This is a genomic window from Plantactinospora veratri (assembly GCF_036421995.1).
Lineage (GTDB): Bacteria > Actinomycetota > Actinomycetes > Mycobacteriales > Micromonosporaceae > Plantactinospora > Plantactinospora veratri.
Map to the genome: position 1 here is coordinate 19569 of NZ_JAZGQL010000022.1, position 14576 is coordinate 34144.

Consider the following 14576-nt stretch of genomic DNA (forward strand, 5'->3'; position numbering starts at 1 on the left):
TTAGATGTCTGAATACTCGTATCACATGTGCCAACTCGGCGCAGACACCTCCAAACCCCCCTTGGGAGGCTCTACATGCGACCCACAAGGTCATCGATCCGCCTTGTCGCGATCGCGTCCGCGGCCGGATCTCTCGTCGCCGGCATGCTGATCGGCGTACCCGCGCAGGCCGCCCCGGCCGCCACCCCGGAGGCCGCGACGGCGCTCTCCGAGCGGCTCGGCGCCCGGTCCGCCGGCACCTACCTGGACGCCGACGGCAGGATGGTCGTCACCGTGACCGACGAGGCGGCGGCCCGCCAGGTCCGGGCCTCCGGGGCGACCGCCAAGGTCGTCGCCCGCGGTGCCGCCGAACTGGCCCAGGTCACCGCCGAGTTGGACAGGTCGGCCCGGATCCCGGGCACCGCGTGGTACGTCGACCCGGTCAGCAACCAGGTCGCGGTCGACGTGGACAGCACGGTCACCGGTGCCAAACTCGCCAAGATCAAGTCCGTCACCGCGCGCTTCGGCGCTGCCGTCCGGATCCAGTCGATCCCCGGCACGCTGAGCACCACCATCTCCGGCGGTCAGGCGATCTACACCAGCGGCAGCCGGTGCTCGCTGGGCTTCAACGTCCGCAGCGGCAGCACCTACTACTTCCTCACCGCCGGCCACTGCACCAACGCCGGGGCGAACTGGTCGTCCAGCTCCGGCGGTTCCGTGATCGGCACCCGGGCCGGCAGCAGCTTCCCCGGCAACGACTACGGCATCGTGCGGTACAACAGCACCGCGCAGCAGCCGGGCGACGTCTACCTCTACAGCGGCACCCGGGACATCACCGGTGCGGCGAACCCGACCGTCAACCAGTCGGTGCAGCGCAGCGGCAGCACCACCGGGCTGCGCAGCGGCCGGGTGACCGCGCTCAACGCCACCGTCACCTACCAGGGCAGCGGGACGGTCTCCGGCCTGATCCGGACCACCGTCTGCGCCCAGCCGGGCGACAGCGGCGGCCCGCTCTTCGCCGGCAACACCGCGCTCGGCCTGACCTCGGGCGGCAGCGGCAACTGCAGCACCGGCGGCACGACGTTCTTCCAGCCGGTCGTCGAGGCGCTCAACGCGTACGGCGTACAGGTCTACTGATCTACCGGGCCGATTCGGGCCGGTGATCGATCGGCGTGATCGGGGTCTGCGGTGGGTGTCGGCGAACGGCCGGCACCCACCGGCCCGATCACGCCGCTCGGCGTGCCGGCGACGGGCGCCGACGGGTCCGACGGAACAGCGTCACCACCACGATCAACGGCCAGAGCGCCTCCGTGCCGGCGGTCAGCCGTTCGGCCAACCCCGCCCAGCCGCCGTCGGGCAACTGCAGCGCCAGCCACAGGCCGAGCCCGAGCATCACCAGCGAGACGGCGGTGCCGACCACCGGACGCAGCACCCAGGGCCGGTCGGCCACAGGGCGGGCAGCCCCTGCCGGCCGGTCGTGCCGGAGCCGGTCCTGCCGGTGTCGGGTCCGACCGGGGCGCAGTAGCGGCAGGGTGGCCACCGCCGGCCAGGCGGCCAGGGCCACGAAGGCGACCACCGCGGAGACGCCGTGCACCCGGGGAGTCTGGGCGTCGACCTTCGGCACCGCCGCCACCAGGACGGTGGCGGCGCCGCCGAGGCCGTACACCAGCCGGGCGGCGGTGCGGACCGGGCGCAGGCCGATCGCGGTGACCAGGTGAGCCACCCCGAGTCCGGCGAGGCAGCCGATCAGGATCTGCCGGTCCAGCATCCCGTACGAGGAGAGTGAGCTGACCGTGTCGCCCCAGGGGTCGTAGCCGGGTGGTTGCCGTACGGCCGCGACGGTCCATCCGATCACCAGCAGCACCGGCAGGGCCGCCGCCGAGAAAACCGCCCACCAGGGCACCGGAGGCATGTCGTCACACTACGTGACAGCATGCCCGGGTACGTGTCGATATGCCGCTCTGCCGCCTGCTTCCACTGTGCCGGCTGGCCAGTCGAGCGCCCGGTCCAGCCGGGCCCGGACCGCCCGCGCGTCCGCGCCGACCGCACTGACCAGCACGGCCGGGCCGCCCGCCAGCGGCAGCACCGCCGCCGCCACCCCCGCCTCCGGCGGCGCCGCCCCGGACGGTCCGCCCCGCTCCGCTGGAGCCCCGCCCGTCGGCCCAACCCGGTCCGCTGGGGCCCCGCCGGTCGGCCAGGCCCGGCCCGGTGCGCCGGAACCGGGCCCCGCCACCGGGTCGCGGAGGGCCGGTCGGGGTGGCGGAGTTTCGGTCCAGGCCGGGTCGACCATCAGCACCGAACCCACCGCCCGGCCGCCGCCGAGCACCGCCGGGCCGGCCCAGCCGGCCGCGCCGGGCCCGACCGCGAGATCGTTGCGGAGCAGCGTACGGCCGCCGTACCGCGCCGTCATCTCCAGCCGTACGTCGCCGACCGGCTCGGCGTGCCGGCCGCAGACCAGTTCCTCACGCCAGTACAGCGCCGCGCCCTCGGCGAGTTCGACCCGACAGTCGGTCCGGTGCGCACAGCCGGCCGCCCCGATCAGCGGCTCGGGCAGCCAGCGCAGCCGTCCACCGGCCGCCACCCGGGCCCGTACGGCGAGCCGGGACTCGGCACCGTCCCGGGCCGGCAGCGCCAGCGACGCGGCGACACTCCGTACGCAGAGTCGCGCCCCCGGCCCGACCTCGATCTCGATCCGCAGCCGGTCGCCACCGAGCGGACCGGCCGCGCCACCGACGAGGTGCAGTTCGACCTCGCGGTCCGGGGCCGCCGGGTCGACCGGTCCGGTCCGGCGCGGCAGCAGCGGCGGTTCGCCGCGCAGCACGGTCAGCCGGGTTCCGCGCAGCGGGTCGGCCTCGGCGACGATCCGGGCCAGCGCCCGCATCAGCCCGGGTGTCCCGGGCGGTCGTTGACCGGGACCGCGGGCGCCGGCAGCAGCGAGCGGATCCAGTCGGCGACCGGGGTGGCGGCCGGATCCTCCACCAGGGAGAGGAAGAGGGTGGGCAGCGCGCCGCGCCGGGCGGCCGCGTCCCGGGCCATCACCGACAGGTCGGCCCCGACCAGCGGGGCGAGGTCGGTCTTGTTCACCACCAGCAGGTCCGCGCCGGTCACCCCCGGGCCGCCCTTGCGCGGCACCTTGTCCCCGCCGGCCACGTCGACGACGAAGATCTGCCGGTCCACCAGCCCTCGGCTGAAGGTGGCGGTGAGGTTGTCGCCGCCGCTCTCCACCAGGATCAGGTCCAGCGGCCCGAGCAGCATCTCCAGCTCCTCCACCGCGTCCAGGTTGGCCGAGATGTCGTCCCGGATCGCGGTGTGCGGGCAGCAGCCGGTCTCCACCGCCCGGATCCGCTCGGCCGGCAGTACGCCGTTGCGGAGCAGGAAATCCGCATCCTCGGTGGTGTAGATGTCGTTGGTGACCACGGCCAGCCGCAGTTCGTCGGCGAGGGTCCGGCACAGCGCCGCGACCAGGGCGGTCTTGCCCGAGCCGACCGGGCCGCCGATGCCGACCCGGACCGGTCCGCCGCCCGCCGACCGCCGCAGTGGGGGATGGGGGTCGACGTCCGGATCCGGGTGCCGGTGCGGGACCTCGCCGTCGGTGTGCCGGTGCGGCGTCTCGCCCTCGGTGTGCTGGTGCGGCGTCGCGCCGTCGGGTTGTCGGCGGATGCCGGTTTCGGGGTCGGGTCGGTCAGGATGCAAAGAGACGCACCTCCCAGCTCGCGTGGACCTCGGCGCCGATCTCCAGCAGCGGGGCGGAGTCGGCGGGCAGTCGGTCGACCGGATCGTCCGCCCCGGCGGCGGCGAGTGCGGCCAGCCGGTCGCAAGGGCCGGCCAACTCGGCGAGCAGGGCGTGCACGGCGTACGGGTCCAGCCCGAGCAGCCGTACGGCGGCACTGGCCGGGCCGCTGACCGTCCCGTACGCCCCGGCGAGCGCCGCCTCGACCGGAGCGAGTCCGGCTGTCGCCGCCACGATGCCGAGCGCGACCGGATGGTGCCGGTCCCGGCGGGCCGGGTCGACCGACCAGATCGCCCGGCCGGCGCGCAGCAGGGCCCGGCCCTGTGCCCGGGAGGTCCGGCGCAGGGCCGGGGAGGGGGTACGGGCGTCCAGCCCCTCGTCCAGCGCGTCGAGCCGGGAGCGGTCGGGGTCCCCCGTCCCGGCGGCGCAGGCGGCAGCGGCGAAGGCGGCGGTGACCCGGCCGGTGGTGCCGAGCCGGCCCCGGAGGAATCCGGCGAGGCCGGCGAGGTCGCGGAGCCGGCCGCTGGTCACCGCCGCCTCCAGCCCGCCCGAGTGGGCGTGGCCGCCGGCGGGCAGCCGCCCGTCGGCGAGTACGAGGAGGGTGGCGAGTCCGGTCACGACGGTCCGGCCCTCAGAAGAGGAAGTAGCGCTGGGCCATCGGCAGCTCGACCGCCGGCTCGGGCTCCACGACCGCACCGTCGATGCGCACCGTGAAGGTGTCCGGTTCGACCTCGATGCGCGGCAGGGCGTCGTTGCCCGGCAGGTCGGCCTTGCCCCGGGACCGGGTGTCGGCCACCGGGGCCAACGTCCGGCGGATCCCGATCCGGTCGGCGAGCAGCGCGTCGATGGCGGCCGGGGCGACGAAGGCGAGACTGGTCGCGGCGGGTGCTGCGCCGTATGCGCCGAACATCGGCCGGGGCAGCATCGGCTGCGGCGTCGGGATCGAGGCGTTGGCGTCGCCCATCTGGCCGAGGGCGATCATGCCGCCCTTGATCACCAGGTGCGGGCGTACCCCGAAGAAGGCCGGGTCCCAGAGCACCAGGTCGGCGAGCTTGCCCGGCTCGACCGAGCCCACCTCGCCGTCGATGCCGTGTGCGACGGCCGGGCAGATGGTGTACTTCGCGACGTAGCGGCGGGCCCGTGCGTTGTCGGCGGCGCCGTCACCGGGCAGCGCGCCGCGCCGGGCCTTCATCACGTGTGCGGTCTGCCAGGTACGCAGGATCACCTCGCCGACCCGCCCCATCGCCTGCGAGTCCGAGCCGATCATCGAGATCGCGCCGAGGTCGTGCAGCACGTCCTCGGCGGCCATGGTGCTGGGCCGGATCCGGCTCTCCGCGAACGCCAGGTCCTCCGGCACGGTCGGGTTGAGGTGGTGGCAGACCATCAGCATGTCGAGGTGCTCGTCGAGGGTGTTCCGGGTGTACGGCCGGGTCGGGTTGGTCGACGACGGCAGTACGTTCGGCTCGGCGGCGACCCGGATGATGTCCGGCGCGTGCCCGCCGCCCGCCCCCTCGGTGTGGTACGCGTGGATCGACCGTCCGCCGATCGCCCGCAGGGTGTCCTCGACGAAACCGGCCTCGTTGAGCGTGTCGGTGTGGATCGCGACCTGCACCCCGGAGGCGTCGGCGACCCGCAGGCAGGCGTCGATCGCGGCCGGGGTGGTGCCCCAGTCCTCGTGCAGCTTGAAGCCGCCCGCCCCGCCGCGCAGCTGCTCCCAGAGCGACTCCTCGCTGACCGTGTTGCCCTTGCCGAGCAGCAGCACGTTGACCGGCCAGGGGTCGAGCGCCTCCAGCATCCGCCCCAGATACCACGGGTTCGGGGTGACCGTGGTCGCCTTGGTCCCCTCGGCCGGGCCGGTGCCGCCGCCGATGATCGTGGTGATCCCGCTGGCCAGCGCGGTTTCCAGGATCTGCGGGCAGATCAGGTGTACGTGGCTGTCGATCGCACCGGCCGTGAGGATCCTGCCGTTGCCGGAGATGATCTCGGTGCCCGGTCCGATCACCAGCTCGGGGTGGACCCCGTCCATGGTGTCCGGGTTGCCGGCCTTGCCGAGCGCGACGATCCGGCCGTCCCGGATCCCCACGTCGGCCTTGACCACGCCCCAGTGGTCCAGCACCAGCGCACCGGTGATCACCGTGTCCGGGGCGCCGCCGGCGCGGGTGACCAGGGACTGGCCCATCGACTCGCGGATCACCTTGCCGCCGCCGAAGACCGCCTCGTCGCCGTACCCGCAGTGGTCCTGCTCGACCTCGATCAGCAGGTTGGTGTCGGCGAGCCGGATCCGGTCGCCGACGGTGGGGCCGTACAGGGCGGCGTACCGGCGCCGGTCCAGGGTGCTCACGGGGCCTCCCCGGCGCGCTCCGGCGCGACCGGATCGGGTGCGGGGTCGGCGTCGGGCGGGTCCAGCGGGCCGGCGCACTCGCCGCGCAGGCCGGGGACGATCCGGCCGCCGCCGAGCGGCACCAGGTCGACGTCCCGGCCGATGCCCGGCTCGAACCGCACGGAGGTGCCGGCGGGTACCCCGAGCCGGTGTCCCCAGGCTGCCGCCCGGTCGAACTCCAGCGCCGGGTTCGCCTCGGCGAAGTGGTAGTGCGAGCCGACCTGGACCGGCCGGTCCCCGGTGTTCAGCACGGCCAGGGTGCGCACGGGTCGGCCGGGGTTGATCGTCACGTCGCCCGTACCGGGCAGCAGTTCGCCGGGGATCACGCCCGCCCCCGTCACGGAATCGGCTCGTGTACGGTCACCAGCTTCGTGCCGTCGGGGAAGGTCGCCTCCACCTGTACCTCCGCGATCATCTCCGGGACGCCGTCGAGTACGTCGTCGCGGCCGAGCACGGTCCGCCCGGTCTCCATCAGCTCGGCGACGGTACGCCCGTCCCGGGCGCTCTCCAGCAGGAACGCCGTGATCACGGCGACCGCCTCCGGATGGTTGAGCCGCAGCCCGCGCTCACGCCGGCGCCACGCCAGATCGGCCGCGACATGGACCATCAGCCGTTCTTGCTCGTGACGGGTGAGGAACATCTACACCTCCGCAGCGGGCGAGGACTCAGCGGATCGTGTCAGTCAGAGATTTCGATGAGGTTACGGCCGCCGCGTGCCGGGGACGACCCGCCGGGCCGGTGGATCAGCCGGCGGAACCGTCGGGGGAGGAGGTCGTATCTTGACGAAATCCTGACGCTTCTGAGTTTTCACAAAGTTGTGAAATGGGCGTACCGTCGGCCCCATGACTACTGCTATCTCGGTCTCCGGCGTGGTCAAGTCCTTCGGCCGGAGCCGTGCGCTGGACGGGCTGGACCTCTCCGTCGACGTCGGCGAGGTGCACGGCTTCCTCGGCCCGAACGGCGCCGGGAAGTCGACCACGATCCGGGTACTGCTGGGGTTGCTCCGGGCCGACGCCGGTCAGGTGAGCCTGCTCGGCGGACACCCGTGGCGGGACGCGGTGGCGCTGCACCGGCGACTGGCCTACGTGCCCGGCGACGTGAACCTCTGGCCGAACCTGACCGGCGGCGAGGCGATCGACCTCTTCGGGGCGTTGCGCGGCGGGCTGGACCGGCGCCGCCGGGACGAGCTGCTGGAGCGCTTCGAACTCGACCCGACCAAGAAGGCCCGGACCTACTCCAAGGGCAACCGGCAGAAGGTCGCCGTGGTCGCCGCCTTCGCCTCCGACGTCGAGCTCTACATCCTCGACGAGCCGACCTCCGGGCTCGACCCGCTGATGGAGGCGGTCTTCCAGGAGTGCGTACGCGAGCTGAAGCGGCGGGGCCGGACCGTGTTGCTCTCCAGCCACATCTTCTCCGAGGTGGAGGCGCTCTGCGACCGGGTGAGCATCATCCGGCAGGGCCGGACCGTGGAGTCCGGCACGCTGGCGCAGTTGCGGCACCTGACCCGTACCTCGATCTCCGTGCAGACCGCCCGGCCGATCACCGGGTTGGCCGAACTGGCCGGGGTGCACGACGCCCGGATCGAGGGGACGCACGCCCGGTTCGACGTCGACTCCGCCGAGCTGGATCCGGTGCTGGGACACCTGCACCGCTTCGAGTTGCGCGCGCTGACGAGTGCACCGCCCTCGCTGGAGGAGCTGTTCATGCGGCACTACGGCGGCCGGGAGGCCCGGGACGAACTGGCTGGCGTGTGATGGGCGGCACCTTCACCGGCACCGCCCGGCTCACCCGGCTGGCGCTGCGCCGCGACCGGATCCAACTACCACTGTGGATCGTCGGTACGACGGTGCTGGCCTCCTTCACGTACACGGCCGTGCGGGAGCAGTTCCCGACCGAGGCGGCGCGGTTGACCGCGCTGCGTACCGCCGTCGACACCCCGGCGATCCTGATGCTGCGCAACGCACCGACCGGGGTCAGCGACGGCGACATGATGGCCTTCCAGATCCTCACCTTCCTCGCCGTGCTGGCCGGGTTCATGAGCACCCTCACCGTGGTCCGGCACACCAGGCAGAACGAGGAGACCGGCCGTACCGAGATGATCGGCTCGATGGTGGTCGGCCGGCACGCCAGCCTCGCCGCAGCCATGATCGTCACCGCCGCGGCGAACCTGCTGCTGGCCACGCTGCTCGCGCTGGCCCTGATCGGCAACGGCCTGCCGGCCGCCGGTTCGGTCGCCTTCGGCCTCGGTGTCGGCGCCGCCGGCCTGACCTTCGCGGCCTTCGCGGCGGTCGCCGCCCAGGTGAGCCAGGGCGCGCGGGCGGCGAACGGGATCGCCGCCGCCACGATCGGCGCCGGCTATCTGCTGCGCGGGCTCGGCGACGCGTTCGGCGACGTCCGGCCGGACGGCTACACCATGACCAGCGCCTGGCCGTCCTGGCTCTCCCCGATCGGCTGGGCCACCCTGCTCCGGCCGTTCGCCGACAACCGCTGGTGGGTGCTGGCGCTCCCGGTGGGAGTCTTCGCCATCCTGCTCGCGGTGGCCTTCGTGCTGGCCGACCGCCGGGACATCGGGATGGGCATGATCTCCGCCCGGCCCGGTCCGGGCCGGGCTTCGACCGGGCTGCTCAGCCCGCTCGGCCTGGCCTGGCGGCTCCAGCGCGGCACGCTGTTCGGCTGGGCCGTCGCGATCGGCCTGTTCGGGGTGACCATCGGCTCGCTGGCCGGCGCGGTCGAGGACGCGTTCGCCGGCAACGAGGGTGCCGCGCGGACCATCCGGGAACTCGGCGGCGAGGGGGCACTGTCCGATTCGTTCTACACCGCGATGCTGGCGATGGTCGGCGCGATGGCGGCCGGCTACGTGGTGCAGGCGATGCTGCGGGTCCGGGCCGAGGAGGCCGGCGGGCGGGCCGAGCCGCTGCTCGCCACGGCCACCGGCCGGCTGCGCTGGCTTGGCGGCCACCTGCTCGTCGCCGCCCTGGGCGCGGTCTTCCTGCTGCTGCTCGCGGGCCTCTCGGCGGGCCTGGTCGCCGGGTTGAGCGCCGGTGGCCTCGCCGACCGGCTCGCGGACCTCGGCCCCGCCGCACTGGTGCAGACCGCCCCGGCGCTGATCATGATCGGGTACGTCGTGCTGGTCTTCGGCCTGCTGCCCCGGCTCGCCGTCGGGCTGGGCTGGTTCGGCTTCGCCGTCAGCCTGATCGCCGGTCAGTTCGGCGAGCTGCTGAACCTGCCCCAGGCGGTCCGGGACGTCTCCCCCTTCAGCCACGTACCGGCGCTGCCCTCCGCCGAACTCTCGGCGACCCCGCTGGTGCTGCTCGCGGTGCTGGCGGTGGCGCTCGGTGCCGCCGGTCTGGCCCTGTTCCGGCGGCGTGACCTGGCACTCTGACCCGTACCGCCCGCCAGCCACCCGTACCGCCACTCCAGCCGCGCCCCGACGGGCGCGGCTGGAGCCGTTGGCCTGCTCACACGGGGTTGAGGCACAATTACACGATCTTCAGAAACTAGCGAAGGACGGGAATGACGCGAATCGAGGTTCCTCGGGACGAGGAGGCCGTGCGCCGCTTCGTCGAGCAGTTCGCGTTGTCCTTCAGCGACCTCGGCGTACCCCGGATGGCGGCCCGGGTGCTGGGCGCCCTGATGGTGACCGACGAGCCCGGGCTCACCGCCGGGGAGATCGCGCAGCGGCTCGGCGTCAGCGCCGCCGCCATCTCCGGCGCGCTGCGCTATCTCCTGCACGTCAACCTGGTGCTGCGGGAGCCGGTGCCGAACTCCCGGCGGGACCGCTACCACGCCCCGGACGACATCTGGTACACGGCGGCGGTGCAGAGCGGGGTCTACCAGAAACTCGGCGACCTGATGCACCAGGGAGTGGTCGCGGTCGGCGGCGACGACTCACCGTCCGGTACCCGGCTGGCCGACATGCGCGACTTCCTCTTCTTCGTCCAGGACGAGATGGCCGCGCTCGTGCAGCGGTGGAACGAGACCCGGCGGCGCAAGCCCGGAGAGCGGCCGCCCGGCTGACTCTCGTCGAGCGCTCCGGCGGGCCCGACGACCGGGACCCGGCCGGACTGCACTCGGCCGGACCCTGTGCGGCCGGGGGCTGGTCAGGCGACGCCAGCCGGCCGGAACTGCACGCTGACCCGGGGACCGACCGGGCGGGACGTCTTCGGGACGGCGTGCTCCCAGGTGCGTTGACAGGAACCGCCCATCACGACCAGGTCGCCGTGCCCGAGCGGGAAGCGCAGGCTCGGCCCGCCGCCGCGCGGGCGCAGCAGCAGCGGCCGGGGCGAACCGAAGGAGACGATCGCGACCATGGTGTCCTCGCGGGCCGAGCGGCCGTGGGTGTCACCGTGCCAGGCGACGCTGTCCCGCCCGTCGCGGTAGAGACACATCCCGGCGGTGACGAACGGCTCGCCCAACTCGGCCGAGTAGTGCCGGCTCAGCCTCTCCCGGGCGGCGTCCAGCACCGGGTGCGGGAGCGGCTCGCCGCCGGCGTACCAGCGGAGCAGCCGGGGGACGTCGACCACGCCGTCGTACATCCGGCGGCGTTCGGCCTGCCAGTCGACCCGGTCGAGCAGGGTACCCAGCACGGCGTCGGAGCCCTCGACCCAGCCGGGCAGGTGGTCGACCCAGGCACCCGAACTCAGTTCGTGCCGCCGGAGTGCTCCGGTGAGCGGACCGAGCCCGGCACCGTCACCGGCGATCCCCGCACCGGTGGCGAGGTCCAGCATCGAGGGCTGGTAGGCGCCGGACGTCATGCGGTGATGGTAACCCCCACTCGAACGCACGTACGACCAGGAGGGTTTAGGTGATCGCGGCGGGTGGGGCGCCGGGCGGTGCGGGCCGTCCTGACAGAATGTCGGACAGCAGCCCGGACCGCCCGGACAGACGTGAGGAGACACCTGTCGTGATCCGTACCCATGACGCCGGCACCCTGCGCGCGGTGGACGCCGGCAGCACGGTGACCCTCGCCGGTTGGGTCGCCCGCCGGCGGGACCACGGCGGAGTCATCTTCGTCGACCTGCGGGACGCCTCCGGGGTCGTGCAGGTGGTCTTCCGCGAGGGGATGGATTCGGCGCACGCGCTGCGCAACGAGTACTGCGTCCAGGTCACCGGCGAGGTGACCCGCCGCCCCGAGGGGAACGACAACCCCGAGCTGGCCACCGGCGAGATCGAGGTGACGGTCGACCGGCTGGAGATCCTCTCCGAGGCGGCGCCGCTGCCGCTGCCGGTCGACGACCAGGTGGAGGCCGGCGACGACGTACGCCTCAAGTACCGCTACCTGGACCTGCGGCGCGGCGGGCCGGCCCGGGCGCTGCGGCTGCGCTCGGCCGCCAACCAGCTCGCCCGGAGCGTGCTGCACTCCCGCGACTTCCTGGAGATCGAGACGCCGACCCTGACCCGGTCGACGCCGGAGGGCGCCCGCGACTTCCTGGTGCCGGTACGCCTCCAGCCCGGCACCTGGTACGCCCTGCCGCAGTCCCCGCAGCTCTTCAAGCAGTTGCTGATGGTCGGCGGGATGGAGCGCTACTACCAGATCGCCCGCTGCTACCGGGACGAGGACTTCCGGGCCGACCGGCAGCCGGAGTTCACCCAGCTCGACATCGAGATGTCCTTCGTCACCGAGGACGACGTGATCGACCTCGGTGAGGAGATCGTCGCGACGCTCTGGCGGGAGCTGGCCGGGCACGAGATCAGCCGGCCGATTCCCCGGATCACCTGGCACGACGCCATGGACCGGTACGGCTCCGACAAGCCCGACCTGCGCTACGGGGTCGAGCTGACCGAGCTGACCGACTACCTGCGCGGCACCGAGTTCCGGGTCTTCGCCGGGGCGATCGACGCCGGTGGCTACGTGGGCGCGGTGGTGATGCCGGGCGGTGCCGGGCAGAGCCGCAAGGAGCTGGACGGCTGGCAGGACTGGGCGAAGGCGCGCGGCGCCCGTGGCCTGGCGTACGTGGTGCTGGATGCCGAGTCGGGCGAGGCCCGGGGGCCGGTGGCCAAGAACCTGTCGGCCGAGCACCTGGCCGGGCTGGCCGACGCGGTCGGGGCGAAGCCGGGTGACGCGGTCTTCTTCGCCGCGAGCGCGAACCGGCGGGAGGCGCAGGAGCTGCTCGGCGCGGCCCGGATCGAGATCGCCAAGCGGGCCGGCCTGGTCGACGAGAGCGCCTGGGCGTTCTGCTGGGTGGTCGACGCGCCGATGTTCGAGCGCACCGACGATGGTGGCTGGACGGCCGTGCACCACCCGTTCACGTCGCCGAACGCCGACTGGGTGGACCGGTTCGAGGAGGCACCGGACCGGGCGCTGGCGTACGCGTACGACATCGTCTGCAACGGCAACGAGATCGGCGGCGGCTCGATCCGTATCCACCGGGCCGACGTACAGCGCCGGGTCTTCGACCTGCTCGGCATCAGCCCGGAGGACGCGGCCGACAAGTTCGGCTTCCTGCTGGAGGCGTTCAAGTACGGGCCGCCGCCGCACGGCGGGATCGCCCTCGGCTGGGACCGGGTCTGCATGCTGCTGGCCGGGGCGGACTCGATTCGCGAGGTGATCGCCTTCCCGAAGACCCGGGGCGGGTTCGACCCGCTGACCAGCGCGCCGACGCCGATCACCGCGCAGCAGCGGGCCGAGGCGGGCATCGACGCCAAGCCGAAGCCGGCGGCAGCGCCGCACGGCGGCACCGCCGGGGTGGCCGCCCCGGTCGAGCCCTCCTGAGGCATTCGTGCCGGTGCCTCCCGGACGTCGTCGGACGTACCGGGAGGCACCGGCCGAGGGCCTGCGCCGGGACGGCCGGGGGTGGGCGGCAATCGACTTGCTTCGGATGCTCATACTCGGTCCATGGCGCCCAACCCTGATCTGATCATCGACCTGGACCCGAGCGAGGCGGGAACCGAGGTCGTCAAGACCGTCGTCCTGCCCTGGTCGGGCCAGAGCACCCCCCTGCGGATCCCGGCCGGGCTCGGCGACGGCACCGTACTGCGACTGCCCGGCATCGGGCCGGCGACCGTGCCCGGCGGCCCGCCCCGGGACGCGTACGTCCAGATCCGGATCGTGCCGGGCGGAGGCGGCGCGGTCCCCACGAGCTTCGGAGCCGCTCCCTTCGGTACGCCCGGCCCGGTCCCACCGGTGACGTCGGCCCCGCCGACCACGCCGTTCGGGGCGCCCCCGCCGGTCTCGGCCCCGCCGACGGCTCCGTTCGGCACCCCGCCGGTCTCGGCCCCGCCGACCGCCGCGTTCGGCACCCCGCCGGTCTCGGGCCCGCCGACCACGCCGTTCGGGGCGCCGCCGCCGGTCTCGGGTCCACCGACCCCGTTCGGCGCCGGTCCGCCCGGCCCGCCGTTCGGCGGACCGCCGCAGTTCGGTGCGTTTCCCCCGCCACCCCCCGCCAAGTCCGGGCGCGGCAAGATCATCGCCATCGTCGGCGGTGCCGTCGCCGTCGTGCTGCTGGTCGCCCTGGCGGTACCGCTGCTGATCTGGGTCGGCAACCGGGGCTCCGACGACCCGCCCTCGAACCGGACGGCATCCGGGCAGGACGGCGAGCCGTCGCCGAGCGCGGCGCCGATCGGCGTCCAGGAATACCAGGCGCTGCTGGCCGAGGTCGACAAGGCGTTGACGCCCGGCTTCACCCAGCTCGCCGCGGCCAAGAACCCCAAGGCGGTGGGTACGGCCGCCGGCACCATCGGGCGGACGCTCGACCAGCAGATCAGTGCACTGTCCGACGTGGTGCCGCCGCAGAACGCCGCGACGGCGCACGCCGACCTGCTGCGCGGGCTGGAGGGCATGGTCGACTCGATCACCGAGACCGGTTCGGCCGCCGGGGCCGGCGAGGTCTGCCTCGGTTCGTCGGCGCTGGCCCGGCTGAGTCGGGACCCGGCCGCCGAGGACGTACGCACCGCGCAGCAGGCGCTGGCGGCGGCGGACCCGGCGCAGCCGTACCAGGTCGGCAAGTTCGTACCGAAGAAGACGGCGGACAGCAACCGGCGGCTGAGCAACGGCGCGTACATCAAGCGGGTGCGCAGCGGGCAGGGGCAACTGAAGATCGAAAACGGTGGCAGCAGCGACGCGGTCATCAACCTGGTGCTGGGCAGCGCCAAGACGCCGACGGTCAGCGTCTACGTCCGGGCCAAGGGCAAGCACACCGTCTCCTCGATCAAGGACGGCACCTACCGGATCTACATGACCGGTGGCAAGGACTGGGACGCCCGGGCCAAGGCGTTCAGCCGGAACTGCAACTTCCAGCGGTTCGAGGACACCTTCAAGTTCACCACCACCTCCAGCCAGTACACGATCTGGACGATCACGCTGACCCCGGTCGCGGGTGGCAACGCCCAGACCAGCGAGGTCGACCCGAACTCGTTCCCGGGCGGCTGACCGGAGGCGCGATGACGGCCTCCCGTTGGGGGGCGGGGCGGTGCCATAGGTGATGGCGTGGCGGCCGGGGGCCCCCCGCCCGCCCGCCCCGCACCGGGGTGTTCCGGCGCCACCCCCCC

The 14576-nt window shown here is 73.6% G+C and carries 14 protein-coding genes; 6 read left to right on the forward strand and 8 right to left on the reverse strand.

Annotation, left to right across the window (positions count from 1 at the left end; all coding sequences use genetic code 11):
* Positions 1-75 precede the first annotated feature (75 nt).
* Complete coding sequence (locus V1634_RS25335; protein WP_331210393.1) at positions 76-1116, forward strand: S1 family peptidase; 1041 nt, start codon at positions 76-78, stop codon at positions 1114-1116.
* A gap of 88 nt (positions 1117-1204) precedes the next feature.
* Here V1634_RS25335 and V1634_RS25340 read toward each other — a convergent pair whose 3' ends face one another.
* The 7 genes from V1634_RS25340 to V1634_RS25370 are packed head-to-tail and all read right to left on the reverse strand — an operon-like array spanning position 1205 to position 6729.
* Positions 1205-1891, reverse strand: a complete 687-nt coding sequence (locus tag V1634_RS25340; RefSeq protein WP_331210394.1) for a DUF998 domain-containing protein — start codon at positions 1889-1891, stop codon at positions 1205-1207.
* 9 nt (positions 1892-1900) lie between these two features.
* Positions 1901-2860, reverse strand: coding sequence for an urease accessory protein UreD (locus V1634_RS25345; protein ID WP_331210395.1), 960 nt, complete (start codon positions 2858-2860; stop codon positions 1901-1903).
* Complete coding sequence (ureG, locus tag V1634_RS25350) at positions 2860-3672, reverse strand: urease accessory protein UreG (protein ID WP_456238623.1); 813 nt, start codon at positions 3670-3672, stop codon at positions 2860-2862. The genes V1634_RS25345 and ureG overlap by 1 nt, the downstream gene beginning before the upstream one ends.
* Positions 3662-4327 carry an urease accessory protein UreF gene (locus V1634_RS25355; RefSeq protein WP_331210396.1) on the reverse strand — a complete coding sequence of 222 codons (666 nt, stop codon included), beginning with the start codon at positions 4325-4327 and terminating at the stop codon, positions 3662-3664. Before V1634_RS25355 ends, ureG begins: the two co-directional genes overlap by 11 nt.
* A 13-nt stretch (positions 4328-4340) precedes the next feature.
* The gene (locus tag V1634_RS25360) at positions 4341-6050 is read right to left on the reverse strand and encodes an urease subunit alpha (RefSeq protein WP_331210397.1); all 1710 of its coding nucleotides are present in this window, start codon (positions 6048-6050) and stop codon (positions 4341-4343) included.
* The gene (locus tag V1634_RS25365; protein ID WP_331210398.1) at positions 6047-6430 is read right to left on the reverse strand and encodes an urease subunit beta; all 384 of its coding nucleotides are present in this window, start codon (positions 6428-6430) and stop codon (positions 6047-6049) included. The genes V1634_RS25360 and V1634_RS25365 overlap by 4 nt, the downstream gene beginning before the upstream one ends.
* Positions 6427-6729 carry an urease subunit gamma gene (locus V1634_RS25370; RefSeq protein WP_101371287.1) on the reverse strand — a complete coding sequence of 101 codons (303 nt, stop codon included), beginning with the start codon at positions 6727-6729 and terminating at the stop codon, positions 6427-6429. Before V1634_RS25370 ends, V1634_RS25365 begins: the two co-directional genes overlap by 4 nt.
* Before the next feature lie 202 nt (positions 6730-6931).
* Between V1634_RS25370 and V1634_RS25375 the strand changes: the two genes are divergently transcribed.
* The 3 genes from V1634_RS25375 to V1634_RS25385 all read left to right on the forward strand — a co-directional run bounded on the left by V1634_RS25375 (position 6932) and on the right by V1634_RS25385 (position 10106).
* On the forward strand, positions 6932-7843 hold the full coding sequence (locus tag V1634_RS25375; protein ID WP_331210399.1) for an ABC transporter ATP-binding protein: 912 nt from the start codon (positions 6932-6934) through the stop codon (positions 7841-7843).
* Positions 7843-9471 (forward strand): ABC transporter permease, encoded by a 1629-nt coding sequence (locus V1634_RS25380; RefSeq protein ID WP_331210400.1) that lies wholly within the window; start codon positions 7843-7845, stop codon positions 9469-9471. Before V1634_RS25375 ends, V1634_RS25380 begins: the two co-directional genes overlap by 1 nt.
* A gap of 131 nt (positions 9472-9602) precedes the next feature.
* Positions 9603-10106 (forward strand): GbsR/MarR family transcriptional regulator, encoded by a 504-nt coding sequence (locus V1634_RS25385; RefSeq protein WP_331210401.1) that lies wholly within the window; start codon positions 9603-9605, stop codon positions 10104-10106.
* An 83-nt stretch (positions 10107-10189) separates the two neighbouring features.
* On the opposite strand, the gene V1634_RS25390 is transcribed toward V1634_RS25385, so the two are convergent.
* Positions 10190-10843 carry an alpha-ketoglutarate-dependent dioxygenase AlkB gene (locus V1634_RS25390; RefSeq protein WP_331210403.1) on the reverse strand — a complete coding sequence of 218 codons (654 nt, stop codon included), beginning with the start codon at positions 10841-10843 and terminating at the stop codon, positions 10190-10192.
* A 149-nt stretch (positions 10844-10992) separates the two neighbouring features.
* Here V1634_RS25390 and aspS point away from each other — a divergent pair, with 149 nt between their 5' ends.
* Positions 10993-12801: an aspartate--tRNA ligase gene (gene aspS / locus V1634_RS25395; protein WP_331210404.1), complete on the forward strand. Its 1809-nt coding sequence runs from the start codon at positions 10993-10995 to the stop codon at positions 12799-12801.
* Between the two features lie 123 nt (positions 12802-12924).
* On the forward strand, positions 12925-14457 hold the full coding sequence (locus V1634_RS25400) for a hypothetical protein (protein ID WP_331210405.1): 1533 nt from the start codon (positions 12925-12927) through the stop codon (positions 14455-14457).
* Positions 14458-14576 lie beyond the last annotated feature (119 nt).